This window comes from Thermosporothrix sp. COM3 (assembly GCF_059696735.1).
This window is the reverse complement of the sequence record NZ_AP019376.1, coordinates 992,019-1,016,416: the sequence shown is the minus strand read 5'-3', so window position 1 is coordinate 1,016,416 and position 24,398 is coordinate 992,019. Positions and strand designations below refer to the sequence as shown.

At 55.4% G+C, this 24,398-nt stretch carries 19 protein-coding genes and 1 riboswitch; of the genes, 11 read left to right on the top strand and 8 right to left on the bottom strand.

Features of this window, described 5'->3' with window-relative positions:
- Nucleotides 1-188: 188 nt before the first annotated feature.
- The gene (locus KTH_RS04375) at nt 189-602 is read right to left on the bottom strand and encodes a VOC family protein (RefSeq protein ID WP_170142623.1); all 414 of its coding nucleotides are present in this window, start codon (nt 600-602) and stop codon (nt 189-191) included.
- 169 nt (nt 603-771) lie between these two features.
- On the opposite strand from KTH_RS04375, the gene KTH_RS04370 reads away from it, so the two are divergent.
- The 4 genes from KTH_RS04370 to thiE all read left to right on the top strand — a co-directional run bounded on the left by KTH_RS04370 (nt 772) and on the right by thiE (nt 3,845).
- Nucleotides 772-1,236 (top strand): carboxymuconolactone decarboxylase family protein, encoded by a 465-nt coding sequence (locus KTH_RS04370; protein ID WP_111323178.1) that lies wholly within the window; start codon nt 772-774, stop codon nt 1,234-1,236.
- 100 nt (nt 1,237-1,336) lie between these two features.
- A riboswitch (TPP riboswitch) is annotated at nt 1,337-1,452 on the top strand.
- A 75-nt stretch (nt 1,453-1,527) separates the two neighbouring features.
- Nucleotides 1,528-2,361 (top strand): bifunctional hydroxymethylpyrimidine kinase/phosphomethylpyrimidine kinase, encoded by an 834-nt coding sequence (gene thiD, locus KTH_RS04365; protein ID WP_497616640.1) that lies wholly within the window; start codon nt 1,528-1,530, stop codon nt 2,359-2,361.
- A 6-nt stretch (nt 2,362-2,367) separates the two neighbouring features.
- Nucleotides 2,368-3,183, top strand: coding sequence for a hydroxyethylthiazole kinase (thiM, locus tag KTH_RS04360; protein ID WP_497616639.1), 816 nt, complete (start codon nt 2,368-2,370; stop codon nt 3,181-3,183).
- Entirely contained in the window at nt 3,180-3,845 is a 666-nt protein-coding gene (gene thiE, locus KTH_RS04355; RefSeq protein ID WP_497616637.1) for a thiamine phosphate synthase, read from the top strand. Before thiM ends, thiE begins: the two co-directional genes overlap by 4 nt.
- A gap of 357 nt (nt 3,846-4,202) precedes the next feature.
- On the opposite strand, the gene KTH_RS04350 is transcribed toward thiE, so the two are convergent.
- Nucleotides 4,203-5,801: an outer membrane protein assembly factor BamB family protein gene (locus tag KTH_RS04350; RefSeq protein ID WP_170142622.1), complete on the bottom strand. Its 1,599-nt coding sequence runs from the start codon at nt 5,799-5,801 to the stop codon at nt 4,203-4,205.
- Nucleotides 5,802-5,944: 143 nt separating this feature from the next.
- Between KTH_RS04350 and KTH_RS04345 the strand changes: the two genes are divergently transcribed.
- The 3 genes from KTH_RS04345 to KTH_RS04335 all read left to right on the top strand — a co-directional run bounded on the left by KTH_RS04345 (nt 5,945) and on the right by KTH_RS04335 (nt 9,354).
- Entirely contained in the window at nt 5,945-6,427 is a 483-nt protein-coding gene (locus KTH_RS04345; RefSeq protein ID WP_170142621.1) for a globin domain-containing protein, read from the top strand.
- A gap of 66 nt (nt 6,428-6,493) precedes the next feature.
- Nucleotides 6,494-8,065, top strand: a complete 1,572-nt coding sequence (locus tag KTH_RS04340; protein ID WP_111323166.1) for a beta-N-acetylhexosaminidase — start codon at nt 6,494-6,496, stop codon at nt 8,063-8,065.
- Between the two features lie 455 nt (nt 8,066-8,520).
- Entirely contained in the window at nt 8,521-9,354 is an 834-nt protein-coding gene (locus KTH_RS04335) for a hypothetical protein (RefSeq protein WP_111323164.1), read from the top strand.
- A gap of 38 nt (nt 9,355-9,392) precedes the next feature.
- On the opposite strand, the gene KTH_RS04330 is transcribed toward KTH_RS04335, so the two are convergent.
- Complete coding sequence (locus KTH_RS04330) at nt 9,393-9,806, bottom strand: VOC family protein (RefSeq protein WP_111323162.1); 414 nt, start codon at nt 9,804-9,806, stop codon at nt 9,393-9,395.
- A gap of 85 nt (nt 9,807-9,891) precedes the next feature.
- Nucleotides 9,892-10,884, bottom strand: coding sequence for a WD40/YVTN/BNR-like repeat-containing protein (locus KTH_RS04325; RefSeq protein WP_111323160.1), 993 nt, complete (start codon nt 10,882-10,884; stop codon nt 9,892-9,894).
- Between the two features lie 162 nt (nt 10,885-11,046).
- Here KTH_RS04325 and KTH_RS04320 point away from each other — a divergent pair, with 162 nt between their 5' ends.
- Complete coding sequence (locus KTH_RS04320) at nt 11,047-11,460, top strand: hypothetical protein (RefSeq protein WP_111323158.1); 414 nt, start codon at nt 11,047-11,049, stop codon at nt 11,458-11,460.
- A 48-nt stretch (nt 11,461-11,508) separates the two neighbouring features.
- On the opposite strand, the gene KTH_RS04315 is transcribed toward KTH_RS04320, so the two are convergent.
- From KTH_RS04315 to KTH_RS04300, 4 genes are all read right to left on the bottom strand, one after another.
- On the bottom strand, nt 11,509-13,113 hold the full coding sequence (locus KTH_RS04315) for an FAD-dependent monooxygenase (protein ID WP_111323156.1): 1,605 nt from the start codon (nt 13,111-13,113) through the stop codon (nt 11,509-11,511).
- A gap of 110 nt (nt 13,114-13,223) precedes the next feature.
- Nucleotides 13,224-15,719 (bottom strand): FxSxx-COOH system tetratricopeptide repeat protein, encoded by a 2,496-nt coding sequence (fxsT, locus tag KTH_RS04310; RefSeq protein WP_497616632.1) that lies wholly within the window; start codon nt 15,717-15,719, stop codon nt 13,224-13,226.
- 260 nt (nt 15,720-15,979) lie between these two features.
- On the bottom strand, nt 15,980-16,195 hold the full coding sequence (locus KTH_RS04305) for a hypothetical protein (protein ID WP_137686010.1): 216 nt from the start codon (nt 16,193-16,195) through the stop codon (nt 15,980-15,982).
- Nucleotides 16,196-16,350: 155 nt separating this feature from the next.
- Complete coding sequence (locus KTH_RS04300; protein WP_111323150.1) at nt 16,351-17,301, bottom strand: metallophosphoesterase family protein; 951 nt, start codon at nt 17,299-17,301, stop codon at nt 16,351-16,353.
- 326 nt (nt 17,302-17,627) lie between these two features.
- Here KTH_RS04300 and KTH_RS04295 point away from each other — a divergent pair, with 326 nt between their 5' ends.
- The 3 genes from KTH_RS04295 (at nt 17,628) to KTH_RS04285 (ending at nt 24,387) form a co-directional block, all read left to right on the top strand.
- Nucleotides 17,628-18,314: a hypothetical protein gene (locus KTH_RS04295; RefSeq protein WP_111323148.1), complete on the top strand. Its 687-nt coding sequence runs from the start codon at nt 17,628-17,630 to the stop codon at nt 18,312-18,314.
- A gap of 399 nt (nt 18,315-18,713) precedes the next feature.
- Entirely contained in the window at nt 18,714-19,727 is a 1,014-nt protein-coding gene (gene argF / locus KTH_RS04290; protein WP_246046259.1) for an ornithine carbamoyltransferase, read from the top strand.
- Nucleotides 19,728-20,202: 475 nt separating this feature from the next.
- Nucleotides 20,203-24,387, top strand: a complete 4,185-nt coding sequence (locus KTH_RS04285; protein WP_497616629.1) for an MBL fold metallo-hydrolase — start codon at nt 20,203-20,205, stop codon at nt 24,385-24,387.
- Nucleotides 24,388-24,398: the final 11 nt, after the last annotated feature.

The following is a 24,398-nucleotide window of genomic DNA, read 5'->3' as shown; positions in this document are numbered from 1 at the left end:
CTGAAAGAGAGGGGGCGAGCTTCACCCGCTCCAGCCCATATTGCTCTGAGCAGCCAGAGCGGGCCGACAGCTTTGCATCGTAACATGCGCTCTGCTGTCCAGCAGATACAATATGAGGCTTGAAAGACAAAGGAGACGATAGAGGGAAGGGCTTCAGCCCGCCACCCCGGTACGCTGAAGCAGAGAGGCTAGATCAATTGAGCAGCTTCCTGCATTTTCCGAACCTCGGGATAGAGATCGTAGATGTTCAGGTAGTTCCCATCGGGGTCGCGTACAACAAACGAGCGGCCCGCACCAACATCGGTAATACCGCTCACAAACTCAACGCCCTTTGTCTGCCATTCCTGATAGACAGCGGCTGCATCCTCCACCATAAAGCCGATCAGCACACCTCCACGTTCTGTAGAGGCACCATAGGTTCCCACTTTGATATCTTGCAACATGAGATTGAAGCGGCTGGCCTTTGAATGCAGAAAGACAAATTCCCCGGTTGGCGAAGAGAATTCAGGCACCACCACGAGGCCCAGCAACTCAGTATAAAATGCCCGGACACGCGGCATATCCTGCACCAGCAGCATAACAGATGTAAGACCTGGTTCCATACTGACTCCTCCTTTTCTTTCCCCCATGCTAGCACACTATCGTGCCCGGGACTTCTCGAATCTTGCGCTTTTTCATCATATCCCGGACAAAATATATCCTTGACACATTTTGTCCGAGAATGGTATGATCATACTATCCAGAAAGAACAAAAAGAAAAAGGAGATATCCATGAACGCACGTATTCAAATCACGAAAGTCGCTCCCGCAGCATACCGCGCTGTTTTCCAGTTAGAGAAATATGTCAGAGAGAGTGGCCTTGAGCGCTCGCTGCTTGAACTGGTCAGGTTGCGTGCCTCACAGATCAATGGTTGCGCCTATTGTGTTGATATGCACACCAAAGATGCCCGCGCCGCCGGCGAAACCGAGCAGCGGCTGTACCTGGTCTCCGCCTGGCACGAGGCCACCTGCTTCACCGATCGAGAGCGCGCCGCCCTTGAGTGGACCGAAGCCGTCACGCTGGTCTCCGAAACTCATGTCCCCGACGACGTCTATGAGCGTGTGAAGCAGCATTTTACGGATGAGGAGCTTGTCAACCTCACTGTAGCGATCTCAGCCATCAACGTCTGGAATCGCCTCAATGTCAGTTTTCGCACTCCTGCCGGAGACTATCAGCCCGCACAATCTTCTCATTAGCGGGCTTCACGCGCGGCGTGATATGGCTCGGCTTACCCGAGTGACTTGACGCCGCTATTTCCCTATGTTATAAACAACTGAAGATAGATCGTTCTTTTGCAAAAGAGATTGCGGGAGCTTGGGAAAGCCAGGCTGAGAGGGTGGCCCATTCTCGCCACCGACCGATATAACCTGCTCTGGATAATGCCAGCGAAGGGATTCTTTCGTACAGAACAACAGCAAGACGCTGGCCCTTTGCCAGTGTCTTTTTTTGTTCCCATAGCAGCCCGCACACCGAGAGGAACAAAAACCATGAAACAACCTCGCGCCATGACAATCGCCGGTTCCGACTCAGGAGCCGGGGCAGGCATTCAGGCAGATCTGAAAACATTTGCCGCGCTTGATGTCTATGGGACCTCCGCCATTACAGCCATCACCGTTCAGAACACGCTCGGGGTTCGCGATGTGCTGGAAATGCCCACGACGTTGGTGACAGAACAAATAGACGCTATCATGGAGGATATCGGAACCGACAGCGCCAAAACGGGCATGCTTGCCAGCTCCCCGCTGATCGAGGCCGTTGCAGCCAGCGTGCGCAAGTGGAACCTGCGTCTTGTGATCGATCCGGTAATGCGCGCAAAAGGAGGGGATCCGCTGTTGCAGGATGAAGCGGTATCGACGTTGCGTTCGGTCCTGCTGCCGCTGGCAGAAGTCGTCACCCCCAACCTGCCTGAGGCCGAAACGCTGATCGGCAAGCGCATCACCTCGCTGGAAGAGATGCGTGAAGCAGCGCGCATCATCCACGATCAGGGGCCGCGCCATGTGGTCGTCAAAGGGGGACACGCGCTCGGCGATCCGATTGATATCTACTTTGATGGAAGCCACTTCTCCGAGTTTCGCGCCGAACGCATCGACACGCCACACACTCACGGAACGGGCTGCACTTTCTCGGCAGCAATTGCGGCCTTCCTTGCTCGCGGTTCTTCGGTGTACGACGCCGTCTATGCAGCCAAGCAGTATATCACCGAAGCGTTGCGTCATGCGCCGGGAATCGGTCACGGGCATGGACCGGTCAATCATTTCTGGCTTCACGCCCCGGCCCTTCCCGCCGTACTCTCAACCGCCGTCAGCCGAATCGGGGAATAACAACGTATGCACAAAGATACATCCATTCAACAACTTGTACACCTGCTCCCGCGAATCCGCGCGCAGAAGCCGCTGCTGCACCATATCACCAATCAGGTGGTGATGAACGATACAGCGAACATGACTCTCGCTCTGGGGGCGCTACCAGTCATGGCCCATGCGATTGAAGAAGTTGAAGAAATGGTCTCGCAGGCCGGGGCGCTGGTCCTGAACATTGGAACGCTCGTTCCCGCCCAGATCGAAGCGATGCTCCGTGCCGGGAAACGCGCCAACGCGCTTGATATCCCCATCATTCTGGATCCTGTGGGAGCCGGGGCGACGCGCCTGCGAACGGAAAGCGCTCTCCGGCTGCTCTCGGAGCTCAAAATTACCGTTCTCCGTGGCAACGCGGCGGAGATCGGCACGCTCATCGGTGTGGAGAGCGAGACCCGGGGCGTTGAATCGATTTCGGTGGCCGTCGAGCGTTCCGTGCTGGTCCAGCAGGCAGCGCGCATGTTTGGCTGTACCGTCGCGATCACAGGCGCGCAGGATGTCATCAGCAATGGCGAACGGCTCGCCACCGTCGGGAACGGCCACCCGCTGCTTGCCTCGATTACGGGAAGCGGCTGCATGGCAACCACCGTGATCGGCGCATTCCTGGCCGTGGAACGAGACGCCTGGCAGGCAGCAATAGCGGGGCTGCTCGTGATGGGGGTCGCAGGCGAGCAGGCTGCAAGCACCGCCGCTGGCCCGGGAACATTCCGCGCTCATCTCTTTGATGCGGTCGCTGCGCTGGAACCAGAGGCACTCTTACAGGCCCAGAAAGTGAGCTTTGCATCATGAATAGAGCAGCACTTGCACATCGGTTGACGCTGCATGTGCTCACCGATCGCGAATGGTCACGAGGACGCGACACGGTGTCGGTCGCTCGGGCGGCTCTGGAAGGCGGCGCGACCGTGATACAGTTACGTGACAAACTCGCTTCAACCCGCGAGCTGATCGAACAGGGGCAGGCCTTACGCGAGTTGACCCGCGCCTATAATGCTTTGCTGATTGTCAATGATCGCGTTGATGTCGCTGTCGCCGTCGATGCTGATGGGGCGCATGTCGGGCAGGACGATATGCCCGCGCCGCTCGCCAGGCAGATTCTGGGCCCTCAGCGCATTCTGGGAGTATCGGCCGGCACTCTGGATGAGGCGCTTGGCGCGATCAAAGATGGGGCCGATTACCTGGGAGTGGGGCCGATCTTTGCGACACGCGGTAAGCTGGATGCCGGTCCAGCGATCGGTGCGAAGCTGATTTCGACGCTCGCGGCCCGCTTCCCGACACCACTTGTCGCCATCGGCGGATTGACCGCAACCAATGCGCCCGAGATCATCCGTGCCGGGGCCGCTGGAATCGCCGTTATCACTGCTGTAGTCGCCGCCGATGATATTACCGCGGCCACCAGAGAGCTGCTGACCACGATCCAGGCAGCAAAGCAGTCGCCGCAGGCTCACCCATGAGCTTGCGACGACCCGAAACGCGTCAGATGAGGAGGCAAAAGATCAAATCATCAAAGTGCTTTGTCCATAACGTGGCTCCATTCTCGGGCTTCAGGGCTCCTGGCGTTCTCGGGCCCACTTTCCAGCGGCCTCAATCCCTGTCAACTATCGTGTACAATCAGATACTTGAAAATCGGGAGAGGTCATCAGAAGAGAGCATGATACAGAGAATTTGGATATAGAACGTTTTACTGAGAGACAAGCTCTTTTTCCCGGGCCTGCCTCATAAAATGGAGAAGCTATAGGGGAAGAAAAAAGAGCCGCCGCAGGCTCACATATGAGCTTACGACGGCAATTATACCGATAATACATAAAAACTTATCCGATGGCCCAGGTATACAGACTCTTCTCAAGCGTGATCTTCCACTGCGCGGCCCCAGTTTCAGTGTTCAGACGACCAAGCGTCACACCGGTTTTTCCAGCAGGCGCCAGGTTGCCCTGGGCGTCCGCTTCGCCGAAGAGCAGAACGCCTTCCTGCTCACCCAGACCTGTATATTTCCGGTTGTTTGTCCCGGTAATTGCCAGCGAGGGCACCGTCCACTTCTTCTGGCCATCAGCCGCTTGAAAGCCAATCACCGAATCTCCATCCGAGTACACAATGACCGAGCCATCTGTATACCCTGACTCGTTCACTTCGTCTTTTTTATAGATGCCCGAAGCAACCTTCCAGAGCTGGTGTCCGTCTTCCAGGCTCCACGCATACAGCGTTCCTTCTGCAAACTGATACAGGGCGTCAGCATCCTGAGAGCGCAAGACAAACCGCCTGGCAGAATCTTGCAATGGAAAACTCCATTGAAGCTGGCCCTCACGATTGTGGCTATGCACCTCATATTTCCGGTCGATCTCGCTTATCACATAGAAGCGATCTTTCGAGACCGTCAGGAGATCGGTTGATCCCTTGCTCGGTAGCTTCCACGCTATCTTTGCTGCCTCCACATCAAACCCGAGAAGTTCTTCATCTTTTTCAGTATAGGTACTCTTTTTGAGAATAAGTGTATGACCAAGCGCTCCTTCAATACTCCACTCGCCAGCCTCCCCCAGCGCATAGCTTTTCATTGCACCATCCTTCGTCCCAACAACCACCAATTTGTTCTCAAAGACCACACAGAGAAATTCCCCGAGAGGCTTCATACGTCCGACCTCGCCCGGAAGCTCCTTTTTCCAGAGCAACACCCCACTATCAGCAGCGTAGGCCGCCAGCGTCTGGCCCTGCCGTACGAAGACAGCCCCATCCGTAACCGCCAGATCATGGCTCTCACTCTGTGCCAGCTTCAGGCTCCATTTTGGCTGTCCAGAACGCAGGTCATAGGTGCTAAGCTGACTTCCAAGCAGGTATACGGTTCCATCCTGGACCAGCAGCCGGGTAGACTCGTTCAGCCCGGGAAGCGCCTGCTTCCATTTCAACTCTCCGCTGTCGGAATCCAGATTATAGAGGCCATCGCCGGCCAGCAGCACAATCCGTTTCGCACCAAACAAGCGGTCGGTGAGTTCCACCAGACTAAGAGGATTCCCCGGCAAAAATTGCGTGATAATCCCGAAAAGTAGTAAAAAGATCAGCACCACCAACAGGAAGCGCATCCACGGCCTCAGCAGCAGCGACTGCACCGAAGGGAGAGGCTGCCTGCTCGGCTGGAAGCTCGGCGGCAGAGGGCCATAGGTACCGCTGCGAGCCACCGGAGGCGGCAGCGTGGTTGACTTCACGTGTTGCACTGCTGTCGGTGAAGGCAACTGGCTGCTCTGTGGGTGCACAGCCGTCATCTTCTCGGTTGCCTCGGCCTGCTCCTCCATCTCCGCACGCGTCACGATCAGCGTTACCATTTCCTGTTCAGGTTCATGAAGCAGCCGACCGCAATTCATACAGAACTGCGCATCTGGAGGCTGAGGAGTCTGGCAATGCCTGCATATGTACGATGACATACTACTCCTTTCGTATATGGAGAATATGCCCCCTGTGCAAGGAAACGCAAGCGAATAGGAAGAAATACTACCCTCGACAAACACCAGAAAAAGAGTAGAATAGAGGAGAATTGAAAGAAATGCCAGGAAGAAAGAGGAGCTCCATGCCATCACTACAGAAAAGTTTTCTACGTATCAGCCGTCAGCAAAACGAGTTTGCCGACACTTTCTCCCGCGATTTACTGTCGCAGTATCCGCAACTCACCCCCTTCTTTACCGGCGTCGATATGGAGAAGCACAAAAGAGACCTCATCGCCTTTCTGGGTGAGCTGGCAAGCAGCTTTGATCAGGGCGTCCAACCCGAAAAGCGCTTTCACGACCTCGGCCTTCTGCATGCAGAGCTCCAGATTCCACCTCGCGATTACCCTGCTTTCGGCTCAACCCTGCTGGCAACGCTTGCTCAATTTGATCCGCAATGGTCCGAAGAACTGAAAGAGGCCTGGGCAAGCGCTATACAGGAGTGCGTTCGCCTCATGATCTCCCGCTATCCCTCGGGCTCTCTTCCGCAGGCAGGGCGCGTTTTCATTGGACAGGGAATGCTTGCCCGGAAAAAGGTTGGCAGGAATCCCGGGACTTCAGACTTCTAAAACCTCAAGAAATAAGCTATAATAGCATTTCGAGAAAAGGTTTACTTACAAGGAGTCATTTCTTAAATGAGCATTCTAGACGAGAGCCTCAGTCAGAACAAGGCGCTTTTCGCTGACGAAGCTCCTTCCCGTCCGTTCACGATTCCTGCGTTAAAAGCATGGAACAGCCGACCGGAAGCAACCTACACCTTTAGCGCACAGACCCGCATTATCTCCATCCCGGAACTCAGCCAGGTTGCAGGTGTCCTGGCGCAGGATCTGGAGCGCTTGAGCGGCTATACCCTGGCTATCGTTGAAGCAGCGCCACAAAACGGGGACATCGTGCTTGCCCTGCAAGATATTGACGCCAGCCTCGGTGAAGAGGGCTACCTGTTGAACGTTGCCGAGGTTGTGACGATCAACGCCCGCACAGAGAGCGGCGTTTTCTACGGCACACGGACACTGCTTCAGCTTCTCACGCAGGATTATACGATTCGTGGCGGTGAGGCTCGCGACTGGCCCGATTATCCGCAGCGCGCTTTGATGGTTGATGTCGGGCGCAAGTTCTTCTCGATCGAATGGCTTGAGAACCACATCCGCGAACTGGCGTATTTTAAATATAACGTCTTCCAGTTGCATCTGACTGATACCCACGGCTTCCGCCTGGAAAGCGAGACGCACCCGGAAATTACCTCCCCCGAGCACTACACCAAAGCCCAGATCCGAGAGCTGGTGAAGCTGGCACAGGATTATTATATTACGATTATTCCTGAAATCGATATGCCTGCCCATATGCAGCCCATCCTTGCCAAACACCCCGAGCTTCAGCTTACCGGCCCGCTAGAGAACCGCATTCCCGGCGAGCAAGGGCCAGATGAATTGATCCTGGAACGCCGCCCGGATTACCTCGCCAAAGACCCCGATAAGATGCGCCGTGTTGGTGACATCGACCTGAGCAACCCGGCAGCCTATGAGCTGGCTAAAGAGATCATTGAAGAATATCTCGATCTCTTCCCGGGACCGTACTGGCATGTGGGCGCCGATGAGTATTTATTGTTCGATAATTATGAGAATTATCCTAAATTGCTCGAATATGCCCGCAAAACCTACGGGCCCACTGCCAATGGACGCGACGCCTATCTTGGCTTTGTGAACTGGGCAAACAAGCTCATCAAGTCTCATGGCAAGATCACTCGCGCCTGGAGTGATGGCCTGCATGGCGGTTCCGCAGTTACGATTGACTCCGATATCATCTTTGATCACTGGCGTACGTTTGGCCTGCTGCCTGAAGCAATCGTGGCAGGCGGCTCACAAATCGTCAACAGCAGCTACGATGACCTGTACTATATCCTGACCGAGAACGGTGTGCATCACGCTGACCCTGTGAAGCTCTATGAGCGCTTTGAGCCTCATATGTTCCAGGAAAATCATGTCATCGAGCCGAATCATCACCTTAATCTCGGCGCAAAGCTGCATATCTGGTGTGATGTTCCCGAACTGGTTCCAGAGCAACAAATCACAAAAGATATTCAGGGATCATTACGGGCGCTGGCTCAGAAAAACTGGGGATCTCCCAGGCTGGTCGAGAGCTACGAGGCCTTCCAGCCGATCATGGCACAGGTAGGACACGCTCCCGGCTACACGCTTGACAAAGCATAAGCTCGAAGGAGGGACCGGGAAACCGGCCCTTCTTTTTCCTTTTCTACGCTCCCTCCACTCCAGGTCGCTCCTGTAAAAGAATAACTCCATCATAAGCATGATACCTGTAATATACTCCCCCACCTCAATTCCTCTCCTCCTTTCTTTCGACCGCTTACCCGAACCGCATAGATTCGGAAGTGGGAGAAAAGGTTTACTACTCCTTTCCGGTAAAGCAAGCAGTTCACGGGTTCCATTGCATGTAGCAGATGACTCGATGTCGCTATAATCGAACAGTCCTGACACTGCACTATAGTCCAAAAAGGATGTGTAATTGCGCTTTGCAGGTAGAATCATTTATACTGAAAGCAGTACAGCTCTTCGGTAGCGAAGATCCCGGAAACGATAATCGGAAGAAAATACACAGACGCTACAGAAAAAGCATACCATCTGACTTTTGAGGAAAGGAATCAGCAATGCAAGAGCAGGAGATGCAGTATTTCGAGGAAAATGGCAGAGAAAAACAGCATGAAGAGCGTGAACCGATGCCTCAAGCCTCCTCTCCCAGTGAAAAGATTGACGAACAGCGCTCCACATCATCGGTCTGGCGTATCATCATAGGCGCAGGTTCGGTAATCTCATGGCTGATCTTTCTTGTCACCTGGGAGCTTTATCAGTACGTCGCGCCGATCTCGCCAAGCCCGGGTACAGGAACAAGCCTGTTCTGTACTTCGATTATGCTCGGTCTCTTCAGCCTGTTTGTAGGGCTGGCCAACGCGCCATTCTATCCCGAACTATGCAGCAAATATCTGCGCTTGAGGAATAGTTTCAACACCCGGATGAGCATCCTGTTTCTCTCGGTTGCTTCGTGGGTCTTTTTCGCCTTCAACGTCATAGTAATGTATGGCATCATCAATGTTATTCCTTACGAGGCGGGACAGCCCAAATCCCTGCTTAAAGGCCTGATTATTCTGTCGCTGCTGCTTTTCTCCGGCCTCGTCCTGCTGAGCAACTTTCTTGCCCATCTTACCGCCCCCACAGAACAGCGATCGATCAAGCGACACACTTTGATCTTTTTCTCATGTATTACATGGAGTACCTTCCTCTTCTTTTTGTTCGTGTTATGGTTCTTCAGCGGCCTTGATGCACTGATTCTGGGAATGCTGGCTATACTATTCCTGTCCATTATCGCCTTTCTGATCTCAGGGAACACCTTCTACAGTCGTGCCGAAAAGGCGCACAGAAAGTATCCCATTCAGCACGATGCTGGTGGTTACGCGAAAGCCCATATTTCAGGCAAACTGCCATAAAAAAGAGAGCCCGCCAGAGCGGCGGGTTCTCAGCTTGCTCACCAGCGGGCGTTAGCCGCTGCATGAGGAGATGATGGATCAATCTGCATCAACTCAATCGGATTGCCATCGGGATCCTTAAGCCAGTATTGCCAGTTGTTGTCCAGCCCGCGCTGTGGCTCACCGGCAATGGGTACACCCCGCTTCTCAAGCTCTTTGAGCGTTGCCTGCATATCATCAACGACAAGGCACAGATGCTGAAAGCTTCCTTCTGGTAGATGTTGTGCCTCTTCTCCCGGGAAAAGCTCCAGGAACTGGTTATGCGCGACCTGTAAATAGACAATCCAGGGCGAAGGCTGTCCCTCGCGATCGAGCCGGAAGACCTCTTTCAGACCCAATTTAGCACAATAAAAGTCCAGGGAACGCTCAAGGTTGGTAATGCGTAATGCCAGATGGCCGATTCCACGAATCATAGAGTTCTCCTCTCGTCCTCAGAGATGGGCCGCTGTGGCCCTCTCCTCTATGATAAAACGCATCACCGCCCTCTTACCAGTCCGATTATGGAGCAAGCACCAGCGCATTGGGCCGCTTGAGTTCCAGCCCCGCTGGCCACTGGACCGGAACCTGTGCCCACGTCTGCCCGCTATCTTCGGAGCGGAACAACCCTCGATTGCTGATTGTATAAAACACGCTCGGCTCAAGGGCCGCCACAGGCGAGATCAGCGTTCCCTTTGGTTGTGGCAAGCCTTCTGCCTGCTGCCAGACCCCATCACCCACTCGACGGAATAACGTCGCTTCAGCAGCCGCCTCGGTGTGGGCATGCATCGGGGATGGAGCTGCCGAAACGACCAGAATCGACGGGTCTCCGGGGTCAACAGCCGCCCCCCAGAGGTAGTGATAGGGGATGCCCTGCGTCGAAGCAGTCCAGCGGTCGCCGCCATCCTCACTCAAAAAGAAGCCATCGCCCGCCGCTGAATAGAGCGTCAACGGGGCCTGTGGATGCATCACCAGCGTGTGCGTGTCATAGGGTCCACCCGGCTTCCGATCTTCCCAGGTCAGGCCGCCGTCCAGGCTACGCACCAGCGCCCCCGCCTCAATCGCGACATAGACACGCTCGGGTGCCTGCGGATCAAAGGTGATCCAGCGCACATGATTTGTCTCAGGGCGCGGCGGAAAGCTCCACGTCGGAGCCGAGGGAAGCGCCCGCAATGCCGCGAGATCCTGCCACGTCCGCCCACCATCTTCGGAGCGATACAGCGAACCGGGCTCCGTTCCGGCATAGACAACGCCTCGTTCGTTAACAGCGACCGCCGTCACCGCCAGATGTGGGATTCCCGCGCCAACAGGCTCCCAGGATCGCCCTGCATCGGCGCTATACCAGAGTCCCTGATCAAAGGTACCACAATAGACGCGCTCGGGCCTGCTCGGATCGATCGCGACACAGACCGGCCGAGTTCCAACCAGTTGCAACTCGACAGATCGCCCCTCACGAAGAACAGCAAGTGCGTTAGAAGCAGCAATATATGCATTACTGAAATTTTGCTTTGACATCACGCTTTTCCTTTACTGACTCAGAAGATACAGCGGCGACAAAGAGAAGTCAGCAGCCTGACCCCATTCTTATCAACGAAATGACCCGTCAAAACGTGTCAATACTGCAACGTGTCTCTATGACGAACGTCTTCAAACAAACAGAAGAGAAGGGATCACCGTATGACAGAAGGAATCCTGTGTGCCGGGTCCAACCCGGGAAGCTTTGCGATCAGTGGGGCAAAAAACCAGGAGCTCGAACGAGGACAACAGATTGAAATCTATCTGGGAGGGCGCTGGATCGCTGGAACCGTCGCCTACAGCAGCGGGCTCACAGATCCAGAACTGCCCGATACCGGTCATCCCATCACGCGCAATATCGGCACGTACCCCATCAGCCTCGATCTGACAGATGACGTGGTGACGGAGGCTTCGGAAGAGTCCTTCCCGGCAAGCGATGCCCCGGGCTGGAGCGGCTCTAATGTCGCGACATCTGCCAAAAAGCAGACGGCAAGCGTGGTAAACGGCTATTACTTCGTCGCCGAGGATCACAGCGTGTGCGGGCTCTGTATCGGTATGAAGGTCCGCATCAGCTAGCCAGAAAGGCGGGCAGGCGCTGCATGTGCATAGCGCCTGCCTTTGCCTTTAGCGAGCAAGGATCCTGGTCACGATCTGTGCCAGCGTGTTTTCTGGCTCCTCTCCTGCTGTGGCTGAGCGCCAGGCAATAAAGCCGTCTGGACGCACCAGGACCGCCCCATCAGGCGTGATACCATAGGTCTTAAAGAAGTCTCCCGTAAGATCATGAAGATCCGCACCGAGCAGGTAGCAATCAAGATCGAGCTCAAAGCGCCGGGCCGCCGTGCCAGCCGCTTCACACCAGGTCCGCGAGCCAGTCAACAGAACGAAGTCCCCGCCGAAAAGATCAAGCGTTGAAATGCGCTGTCCATCCCGTTCCAGAGCCACATGAGGCGCACGTGTGCCGGGGACCGATGACGGCTGACGCAGATTCGCCTCATAGCGCAGTCCCTCGCTGCCGGGCTCCTCGATGATCGCCGCCGAATGATATTGATAGCCCAGCATCAGGGTGTAGAAATCAATCGGCTGGATATGTCTGGCCTGCTCGGCAACATGCGGTGACATACGGACAGCATAGCCCGCAAACGCCTGCTCGCCAACCAGCTCAGCAACGGGTCGGCGCTCTGCCTCATAGGTCGTGAGCAGTGCCGGCGAAGCCACCCCCTTCAACACAAGCGCCAGCTTCCAGGCCAGGTTATGTGCATCCTGAATACCCGTGTTCGCGCCAAAGCCCCCCACAGGCGGCACGACATGGGCTGCATCGCCTGCCAGGAAAATGCGCCCCTGCTGATAGCGCTCTGCGAGATTGGAGGCAAGCACCCAGTGTAACACGGCTTTCAGATGGACATCCAGATCAGGAATGCCGATTGCAGCACGAAGCGCCTCAATGCAGCGCTGTTGATCGTAGCTCTCCACTGTCTCGCCCGGAGGGACCGTGATAGCGAAAAGCGCTTCCCGGGCCGTCTCATCCATGATGCCAAGCACGCCCTGCACCCGGGGATTATCGACATAGCACACCGCAAAGTGACGCCCACGCAGTGCCTCTTTCAGATCTGCCTCAAAGAAGATCGACACATGGTCTGAGAGCTTGCCATACCCGTCAAAGGGGATACCAAGAGCGTTCCTCATTGGGCTTTTATAGCCATCTGCCGCGATCAAGTAGGAAGTACGGACAGTGTGTATCGCGCCCGTTTCACGGTTCTTAAGCGTTACCGTCACACCCGCAGCGTCCTGCTCAAATGCGACCAGCTCCGTGCGGAAACGGACCTCAGCCCCAAGCTCGCGAGCCCGCTCCAACAGCAGTGGCTCAAGCAGCGCCTGCGAGATGAAGCTGCCACGAACCGGCGTGATCTCGTCATCTATCTCATTGATGTTATGCGTGTACCAGTTGATTTCCTTGCCTGCCAGCGTCTCGACACGCAGTGTACCGCTGGCCTGCATCTGCCGGGGCTCGTTCGCACGAATTGTCGCCTCCATACCAACAGAGCGATAGATCTCCATCGTACGCGCGTTGAACCCGCCGGCACGCGGATGAATAGAGGTTCCCGGGTGCTTCTCAACAACCAGCGACGGGATGCCGCGCCATGCCAAAAACAGCGCTGTTGATAAACCGACCAGGCTTCCCCCGACGACAACCACCGGATATTGCTTTTCTTCCTGCAAATGAGCTTCCATTTCATTAACACCTTTCAACTCTGGTAGAACGATTTCACTACCGAAAGCTTAATAGGCAAAAGGGTGAAACAACATCACCCGGTGCAGGTGAAAACGGAGGGTGATCTTCCTCACTCCTGTAGAAAGAGCTCGCCGGGCTCCTGCAACTGATAGATATCGACCGATGTAAGCTCAAGCCGGGATGCTATCCGCTGCGCCCGTTCGTAGAGCGCCGTCGCCTCCTGCTGCCTTCCCTGTAGGCGATAGAGATAGGCAAAACAGACAGACAGGCGCATCACGTCGGGGTGCTCCGGGCGCAGAGCGTGCTGCTGAATGGCCTGGGCCCGCTCATACAGCGTTTCCGCTTCGCTGTATCTCCCCTGTTGCACCAGGGCCTGCCCCTGCTGAATCAGCAACTCAGCAAGTGCGGGATCTTGCGAACCCAGAGCGCGTTGACGTACTACCTGCGCCCGCTCGTAGAACGCCTCTGCCTCGCTATACCTCTCCTGTTGCACATACAACTGCGCCAGGCCACTGAGCGGACGTGAGAGCTCGGGATGCTCGGGACCATAGTGGCGCTCGTAGACCCGCAGGGCCCGTAACAGCGCTTCTTCGGCCTCCGTATAGCGCCCCTGCCCCTGGTAGCAGCGAGCCAGATTTTTTAACACCCTGCTGATCGCTGGATGGTCAGGGCCAAAAAGTCGTTCACGAAGATGTAATGCATGCTTTAAGAGCATTTCAGCTTTTGAGTATGCTTTCTGCTGAATGCGCACAAGCGCCAGATTGTTGAGCGGCGCCACAAGATCGGTCTCCTGCCGGGCCCGCCCATAAAGCCGAATAGCGCGCCTGTAGAGCCGTTCCGCATCATCATAGCGCCCACGCCGATAATAGTGTAGCGCGAAATTGTTCAGCAGAGCAGGCGACTCAGCCGGGGATGCAGCAAGCGCCCGCCGATAGAACGCCTCCGCCTCGCGCATATGTCCGAGCCCATCAAGCAGAGCAGCAAACACTCCAAGCTCTTCAGCGGGAACAGTATTCTCTTCCTGGAAGGCCGCCAATCCCTGCTGTACCATTTGTGCGGCCTCCGTATAGCGCCCGCGCTGCCAGCGAAGCACCGCCAGAGCCGTATAGGAGATCGCGGTCACCCCGCCTTGTTGAATTTGCAGTGCTCGCTGGACCAGAGCCTCCGCCTGCTCGAAACGCACGCGCCGGGCCAGATAATGAGCGCATTTGAGCAGCAGTGATGCAAATACTGTTTTCTCTGGTAGGTTGGGCTGAGCAGTTAATTGAAAGACATGCGGCACCAGTGTATCACACCAGGACCAGCTTGCTTGTTTTGAGAGTGCCCGTGGAAAGAGCTCCTCAAGCAGCCTCACCGCACAGGCCAGCCACTCAGCCGAGGAACGTGTGCGCACAATTGCCTGGACCAATCGATGTATGCTGAACGTCGACCCGTTGCGCCGAATCAGTGAATAGGCCTCCAGCGTCTCAAGCACGCTCTCGATGCGGCTTGCATCGTCCACAAAGCGACGCAAAGAGGTGCGACCATAGGCCGTCCCTTCGCGAAACAGGCGCACAGGAATGGTATCGGGAACCAGCCAGCAACAGCACAGCAAAAAGTCAGCCGCCAGCGGATCACGCTGTTGTAGCTTCTCAAAGGCCAGCTCAAATGTGCTGACAAGCGAGTATGGGTAGCTACTTCCCTCAGATCGATCCTGTAAAAGGGGAATCAGGCGCGTGCGCAGCAAATAGAGATAGGAGCGTAACGAGCAATGGGCCTCGCTGATATAGCCCGCCGCCTGATCGAGCGCCAACGGAAGCCCATCCATCAGCCGGACCAGCGCCTGAATGTCCGCATGAAGCGAGACAGGCAGCGGTTCCTTCAGCCCGAGACGCTGCCGCAGGAAATCAAAGCTCTCCTCTGCCGTCAGCTCTTCAACCTGAACACGCGTTGCGGGAAGCGCAAGCTGCTGATAGCGCGTCGTCAACAGGAGCGTTCCATGATAGTCGGGAGAGAAAAAGCGCTCAACCGTTGTCCTGTCCTCCACATTATCGAGAATCAACAGCCAGCCCGGATGCACCTGCAACCAGTTGAACACTGCATCCAGAATCGCTTCTTGCGCCTGATTTTCCCCCACGTCCAGGAGCTCGGCAACGCTCAACAGGCTTGCCCGCAGGCTCTCCTCCGACTCGGCCTGAAGCCAGAAAAGAGCGGTATATTCGGAAAAAAAGCGATAGGCATACTCAAGCGCGAGCTGTGTCTTGCCAATACCGCCCATGCCACAGAGCAAACAGGCATGCGTGCGCAGGTTCTCGTGAAGCTGCTGCAACAGGGAATCGCGCCCCGTAAAAAAGACATTCCGCTGATAGGGAACAAACCAGTAAGGAGAGAGCGCCGTGAGCCCGGCCTGCAACAGGGAACGAGCCTCCTGCTCGTTTAAATGAAGATGTCGAGCCAGCTCAAGGACCATCCCCTTTGTTTCAGGAAGATACTCACCACGCTCCCAGGCCCCGATGGTATTCCGATGTACACCAAGCTCAGCCGCGAGCTGGCGCTGCGTCAGGCCGCTCCGTTGTCGATACGCTTTCAAACGATTGCCAAAAAAGTCAAACAGGCTGGCGTTCATACCGCTTCTTTCTCTTCAGATCTGATTTAATATGATTTTCCCTCTCTACACCAGAATAACAAAATGAGCCGCTTTTACATTGCAAAAAGCATAACAGAAGCACTGGTAAATAACAATAGAACACAGGAATAAGCAAAGCTCTCACTCTAAAAGTGAATAGAGGAAAGAAAAGGGTAGGAAAAAGGCTTCATGCATAGATGCATATGCATGAAGAAAAGAGAGAGAATGGTTGTCAGATTGTCGAGCAAAAAGGGGAGCGCTTACCCTTCCCCTTGCGAATCAGCCTCGATAACAGGTTGCGCCCAGTTCGGCAGCTCGACTTCCGGTAGAAACTGATCTTGAAACTCGGACAGAAAACCAACCAGCTCGTTGGCCTCCTCACCCGAGAGCTTGTACGTACATTTTTCAGGAGTCGTGATCGTCAATTCGCCATTCTGAACACTATATACAAACCCGGCAATACGAATGCTTTTCATCGTTTCCTCCCCAGGGGTTAGCACAGCTACGCTTCGCCTCCAACATTTCCTTTATTATACCCGATTTATTCGACAGGTCTAGATATATTACGAGCATAATAACCGATTTTGCCATTTTCCCTCTCTTTTTTGGTAGACGCCTTCGCTCACCCCCCTCAGCGACAAAGGGGAATCTCCCACTGTCCGAGCCGGCACTTTGTGTTATGGCTTCGCGCGCGCACGATTGCTCTGGTCTCGTAGAGATAGAAACCAAAAGTGACCAGCAGGTCAGGCGTATCCGCGACATAGATCAGATGGTCCCAGTCCGGATTTGGGGTCGGTCCAGTCATCCCGGTATACCAGGGCGACATCAAATTGAGGTGGGTGACCGGATGCTCACCCAGTTGCTCGGTACAGACCAGTTGTGGCGAACCCCAACCCGAATGTGTGTGACCGCTGATATAGAGCGCCGCATTCTGATGCCGGGCCAGCACCGCCCGCACCTCATCAGAATTGCTGACAAAGAAATAGGGATCAAGCGAGTCGTCATCAAGGTTCTTTTCGGGGTCGCGATCCAGCACCGTATTGTGCAGCGGGCAATGAGCAAAGATGATCGCCTTGCGCTCGGCATGCTCGCTCAGGGTGGTATCGAGGAAGTCAAGCGCCTCCTGTGAAAAGATTACATCCGTGCTCTCCGTGACCGGCTGATCCAGCATAAGAAAGGCAAAGTCACCAGCCGTCCAGGCATAGCGAATCGGGAAGCCCCACGCCTCGGTGAATGCCTCGGGCTTGCGCGGCTCTGACTCCCAGGTTTCAAGGAAATATTCGTGATTGCCCAGGCCAGGATAGAAGGGAATATGTTTCAAATGCGCGGCAATATCGCGCTTCGCCAGCTCAAAATTGATCGGTGCCCCCCGATCCGCGATATCACCCGGCGAGACACAGAACGCAGGTTCGCCTTCCGCCTGCCAGATCTCGTGAAGGTCCTCATACATCTGCTGCATGCGTGGCCGATGCAACGGCTGCCAGCTATCGGTAGCGCGATAATGGAGATCTCCCAGGCCCCAGAAATGAAGTAGCGGCTTCTCTGGCTTCCCCTGATCTGCTTCAAGGTGCAGCTCTTTCATAGAACGTTGCTCTTCCTTCCCTCACTTTTTCTCGATAGTAAACGATTACTAAATTATACTTATTGTAGCATAGATACGTATAAATAGGAAGCTATCACCAGGCAATGCCGCCTTTTCCAGCTCTGCTGAGCTACAATTATAGTGCAGCTCAGCAAAAAGATTCGACAAAAAGCTGAATCCTATTCTTTCGCTTTGTACACAAGAAATCAGCCAGTGCTTCTGGTATTTTCTTCTCAGTCTCTACCACAACAAAATGCGATTATGCTACACTACATAGCAGCGTATCAATTCGTCACTCAGTTTTGAGAAGAAGAGGTTGGAAGAGCATGCTGCATAGCCAGAAAAACAAGAAACCGCCGATCAGCAAACGGACCGTGATCTATCCCGGCTGGTCATTTGAGCCAGATACATTCCCGGCGCGGACGCAGTATGAGCAGGCGCGGTCAGAAAACACCTATGTCTTTGTGCTGGCCGAATATCTCGATTTCCCGGCGATCAACCTCCCTCAATATCGGCTGGAAAGCACACGCGAGGCCTATCATAGCTTCTTCAGCCAGTTCACACCAGCCGAGCAGGCCGAAGAATTTCTGATGGTGCGCAAGTTTTTCCTGCTGGCACTGCATAATCTTGCGCTGAACTACTCGTTCTCGCAGGATCAAACCTACCTGATGGAGCTAGGCGCACACCTTGCGTTTCCCGGGATCAACAACCCGCTCTTCCATCTCAAGCCAGAGGAGCAGGCATGGCGGGCCTTTTTTATCGAGCGTTCGGGCAGTGCATCGCCGCTGTATCCGGCTCTGCGCGCCATGTTTATCACCCATATACATACGCTGGCAATGCTCCAGTTGACCGAGGACATCGCCATTCAGTTTCAGGAATACAGCGCGACCCTGCAACAGACCGCGCTGACCTATAGCGAAACCATCGAACGCCTTGAGCTGCGCACACAGGAGCTTGAAATTGCGCTCGCCACCCTGCAACCAGATCATCCGTTGTTGCCGCCCGAAGAATAAGGCGTAAGAGAAACAAGAAGACGCGTGGCTTTTTTTGCCAGTATTTCGCACTCCTGAGAAAATATGACCTGTATATGGTTGATTTTATTCGCCATTCATGGTACAAACTAGGCAACAATGATGTGACACCGAGTCATTATTCCTGAGTACTTCACTGTGGCTGCCACATCTTTCACCATGCTATCAACCCGTTCGCCTCTCTTCATAAGGGGAAAGCCGGTTGATAGTTTCGCATTTTCAGAAACAGGCTTCAGGAACCGACTCAGCACAAAGCGAATAACCTCTCCGAAACAACGATGTATCGGGTGGCCGCTTCACGCTCTTCAGAGATGCAGCCACAGCCAGCCAGAACGGCTGAATAAGCGCCTACATTGTTTTAAGGAAGGAAGGGTAGAAAGCATGCTGACGACAGGCATGAACCTGCATGGCAGACATCTGCTGAAACTCGATGATTACGCACCCCGAGAAATTGCCTATCTGCTCCAACTGGCAAGCGAGCTGAAAGCGGCAAAATATGCCCGTAATGAAGTACAGTACCTCAAGGGCAAGAATATCGCTCTTATTTTTGAAAAAGACTCTACCCGTACTCGTGTCGCATTTGAAGTTGCTGCCGCCGACCAGGGAGCGCATGTCACCTACCTGGGACCAAACGGAAGCCACATCGGCACAAAAGAAAGCATGAAAGATACAGCCCGTGTGCTCGGTCGCATGTTTGATGCCATCGAATATCGTGGCCACTCACAGAAAAGCGTCGAGGAACTGGCCCAATATGCTGGCGTGCCCGTCTGGAACGGCCTGACTAACGAATCCCACCCCACCCAGATCCTCGCCGACCTGCTCACCATGCAGGAACATTCATCGAAGCCGCTGAACGAGATCGCCTTTAGCTTCCTGGGATGTGTCGGCTTTAACATGGGTTGCTCGCTCTTAATCGGAGGCGCAAAGATGGGAATGGATATCCGTCTTGCAGGTCCCCGTGCGACCTGGCCCGAGGAAAGCATGCTCGCTCGTGCGCAGGCAATCGCCCGCGAGACCGGGGCGCGAATCCTGCTGACCGAAGATCCCGCCGAGGCTGTTGAGGGCTGCGATTATATCCACACCGATGTCTGGGTATCGATGGGTGAGGCTCCCGAGCTGTGGGCCGAGCGCGTCAAGCAGATGCTCCCCTATCAGGTGAATAGCCAGATGATGGCCCTTGCCAAAAATCCCAATGTGAAGTTCATGCATTGTCTACCTGCCCTGCACAACACCGAAACCAAGCTCGGGCAGGAGGTGTACGCACAATATGGCATCGAGGCAATGGAGGTCACGGACGAGGTCTTCGAGTCCGAGGCGTCGATTGTCTTTGATCAGGCAGAAAACCGCCTGCATACCATTAAAGCGGTCATGGTAGCAACCCTGGGAGAACTCTAACTCATTTTCAGCATTGTGTGTCTCTCAATTTTAACCGATTGAAAAACTGCTTCAAGCAAAGAGGGAAGGGCGACCAGCGTTTGCTTGCTCCCTCTTTGCCGCTTTTTCGCCCTCATATTTCTCCGTACTTCATGGTATACTCATTATTGTCACTCCTTCTCAGGAAGCCGTTGAAGAATTTTGTCTGGCAGTGAACCCGAGAAAAGAAGCACTGCACGAAGAAAGTGTGTCAGAAAGGAGAAAAATCTGCACCCTGCTTTCCAGAACAACCTGAGCGCACACATACTCCTTTCTCTCACCTCAAAAAGAGGGAGAGAAGCAGCAGGTGCGCCCTAAGAGAAATGAGCCTCTCGCAATGGAGCGAGATGTATGCCTTTCTCTCCTCCTTTTCAAGGCAGTCACAGCCCCGTGAAACGTTCCAGATAGATCGCTATCCATGAGCACTGAAGCCCGGATGGCGTACAAGGAGGTGCCTATGAATATACTCTTTATAGGCGGAGCAAGCGAAGTAGGAGCCAGTTGTCTTGCACTCCAGCTCGCAGGCCGCTGGATCATCGTCGATGCAGGTGTACAGTTCGATCGACAGGCCGACGCTCTCCCGGACCTTGCCTTGCTTCAGGACAAACCTGTGCAGGCCATTTTTGTCACGCACGCACACACCGATCATATCGGAGCCCTTCCCCTCGTACATCAAGCCTTCCCGGATGCCCCCATTTACGCCTCACGAGCGACCGGACTCCTCATCGAGGTCATGCTTGCCGATTCGCTGAAAATCATGGAGCGCAGAGCCGCCGAAGAAATGGAACTGCCCCTTTACTCCGCCGAGCTGGTTGGCAATATGCTGAACCAGATTCGTCCACTGCCCGTCGGAGAGTTCGTCACCGTGCCAGAATTGCCGGATGTATCAATTTTTGCCAGCCCTGCCGGACATATCGCGGGCGCGGTCAGCTTTGGCTTTGCGGCTCCCGATGGCTCCCTGATTGTGTCCGGCGATATTAGCGTCACGGATCAGCAAACGGTTCCCGGAGCGGTCCCGCCGCCACTGCCCTCGCCTGATCTGCTGATTCTCGAATCGACCTATGGAGCCCGCTTACATGCCAACCGTCAGGCTGAAGAGCAGCGCTTTCTTCAGGCGGTCGCTGATGGCATCGCACGTGGTGGTCATGTACTGATTCCCTGCTTCGGCCTGGGACGCGGACAGGAAGCGCTACTTCTGCTTGTCGAGGCACAGCGACAGGGGCATATTCCTGAATTTCCGCTCTATGTGGATGGCATGGTACGCCGCATCTGCTCCACTTATCATCTGCTTCCCGAAGCCCTCACGCCACGGCTTCAGCGCCAGATGCGCCAGGGCTACTATCCCTTTGCCGGTAAGTTGATTACTTTTGTACGCGATGATCCCGAACGCGAACGCATCCTCTCGGGCCCGCCCGCCTGTATCATTTCCAGCTCGGGCAGGCTCACAGGCGGTCCTAGCATGTGGTACGCCTCCCGGCTGATCAGCAATCCGACCTCGTCCATCCTGCTCACCGGCTATCAGGACGAGGAATCGCCGGGCAAGCGGCTGCTGGACATCGCCGACTGCCAGAACGATACGCTTGAACTCAACGGGCAACAGCTCCAGGTGCGCTGTCAGGTGTCTCGCTATTACCTCTCGGCCCATGCGGACAGCGGCGAACTGGCCGCATATGCCTCTTCATTGCAGGCTCGCCGGATCGCCCTTGTGCATGGCAGCAATGAGGCCAGAACCGCGCTAAAGGCTCGCCTGAGCGAAGCTGATGTGATCCTGCCAGCTAACGGACAGATGCTGACGGTTACCCATAACACGCAACCGCTGCAACCAGCGGAAGCGCACCCGATTGATATGGCTCCGCAGGGCATCGGACGCGGTACACCCTTTGAAGCGGCGCATCTGGAACAGCTCTGGCGCGTCGTCTCGCAAACACCTGGCCTGCGCATCGTCACCGTGCGCGAGCTTGCCCGCATCTGGGACGGTGAAGCAACCGAGGAGACAACAAGCCGTATCCTCCACGTGCTCTCTCAGGATAGCCATCACCGCTACTTCGCGCCGCTCTACATCCTGGAAGAAGCGTTCTGGGTCCGTGGGACCGGCAACGATCCCTTCTCGGAATCAATACGCGAACAGGTCATCGGGCAGATCTTGCTGATTCAGGTCGCGCCAGGGCAGGCGCAGCCCGGGCTCTGTCATGGCCTGGTACCGAGCGCCTCGGTCCGCGTCGAGTTCGCGCCCGGAATCTCGCGCCGCCGACGCTACGCCTATTCCGCTATTCTCGATGTGCTCGGACCGCTTCCTGAGCATATCCAGGGGGATCAGGTGCCCTCATATCTGGCCCATCTCTCCCATCAGGCACGCGCCATTCGCCAGGGACTTTCGGCCAAAGAGCTCGCCTTCCAATGTCAGGACAGTCGCACCTATCATCTGGGCAAGCTGTGTGAGCTCGTGGGACTCTCACCCACCGATCCCGCCGCCCGTCTGGCCGTGGCAGGGCTTGTACGCCAGAATCCGCACATCTTCTATGCCCATCAATCGTTTCTGAAGGGAGAGGGACCAACACACTACACCATCGCGCCCAACTGGCGACAGGCCACCGAACGGCGTGAGATCCCGACACGCGATATTGTCTTTCAGATTATCGAAAGTCATATCGGGCATCCAAGCGACCTTTACCGCAAGAGCTTTAACCCGACAACCGGCAAGGTAACGCTGAGCTTCCACTTCCCTGAAATCGCACGGAAGCAGTATCAGCAAGTCCTGCAAATCGCGCAACAAGAAGCAGGCGTGCCTATCGCGATCTCGCCACAGCCGCATCAGCAGGCAATGGAGCAGGCGGCACAACAGGTGCTTCCCGCCGGGCTGACGCTGATTGGCAACCCGTCCATTTACTACAATCAGCAGCGAGTCCACCTCAATACAAGCGGGCAGACGACCAGAATCGCGCTGGCTGAGGCCTGCGCTCGCTTCCAGGAAATGACCGGCTGGAAACTGAGCATTGCCGGCGCCTCGCTTACCTCTGACCGTACGTCGGCCCCTGGAGCCATTGCACCGCCTCCTGACTGTAAAGTGCTGCCACCAGAAGAGGCCCGCTACTGTGCAGAACAGACTTTTATGCAACTCCCCGACTTCAAGAAAGTGGTGGTGGACAAGACAACTCGCACCCTGACCCTGCATTTCCAGTTCCCCGATATCGCCGGGGCACAGCAAAAACATCGCCTTCAGGCCCTCACCGAGCAAACAGGCTGGTACGTTGCGATCAGTCCCGAGACACTCAACGAGGATCTCCTTGAGCAGGCACGGGACCTGTTGCCCGAAGAGCTGCAAATCTCCGGCTCGCTCGAAATCATCGCCCCGCGGAAGCTCGTTCGGCTCTTCTATCGCGGCCAGAGCACCCATCAGCGGTTACGCGAAACGATGCATGCATTTCGAGCACAAACGGGATGGAGCCTCTCCCTGATCCACATTCCCGACTCGACACGCCCGAAAGAGAAAGCAGCACCCCCCATGCCGGTAGAGCCGGGGATTATGGAAATGACGGCAGCCCTGCAATACGCACAGCAGAAGCTTGGCGACCTTCAGGGCTATGTGCGCGTAGGCGTCGAAAACGAGACCTGTACGCTTGTTCCACGTTTCTGCTTCCCGGATACTGCCGAGCAACGATATAGCGCTGAGTTCGCTTCTGTGGCGGCTGCGACCGGCTGGCATGTGCGTCTGCATCCGTTCCCGCATGTTCCCGCAATCAAAGATCTGGTCGGACGGCTGCTGCCTCGCGGGTTGATCTGCACCTCGCTCCTCTCGATTCTTCAGGACAAGCAGGAAGTACGGGTTGTATGCGCGGGAGAGGCAGCACGGGAAGAGATCGAGCAGGTACAACAGCAATTCCAGGAAGCCACGGGCTGGACGCTTGTCTTGCAGCCTTCATTGCTGGCCGAGAATGAGCACGAGGACACGCCTCACACCTCACGCATTCAGGCGATGGGGCACGTCTTCACCGTCCTTACCGATGCTCCCGACCTCTATCAGATCAGTGCGGACGAGCGCTCACACACCATCTGGCTGGCTTTCTACTTTCCGGAACGCGCCCGAGAGCGCTATAAGGCCCAGCTCCAGCAACTCGCCCGGGAAACAGGCTGGCAGGTGAAGATAGACGAGGACGTACAGCCAAGAGCGCTTCTAGAGACGGCGCAGCGCCTGCTTCCTGATGGCATCTTCATTGTTAGCAAGGCGATTCAACGCGATCAACAACTGTTGCGCGTCAGTTGCACCGGGACGATGAAGCATGAAGAGCTCCAGAAGATTCAGAAGGAATTTCTGGCCCAGACCGGATGGGAGCTGCATATCACCTGTACCGGCAAGCCCGCCCTGCATATTACGGCTCAGGGCCAGATGAGCGAGGTGGAAGCGCAGGGCTTCCTGCTCGACGAGCTCGGGAAGCGGGGTATTCCTGTTCAGCAGATCAGCATAGATGCCACACAACGTTCGCTTCGTATTCACCTCCGGCACGCCCGCAAGCTGCTCGATGCGGCTCTGCTTGCGGAGCTGGAAAAGCATACAGGCTGGCATGTGCATGTAGCTGAAATAACATCGACATACTCAGATACATTGTCACAGAACTCCCTGTCGTCTCAGGCACCGGGATATTGAAACGCCTCTTG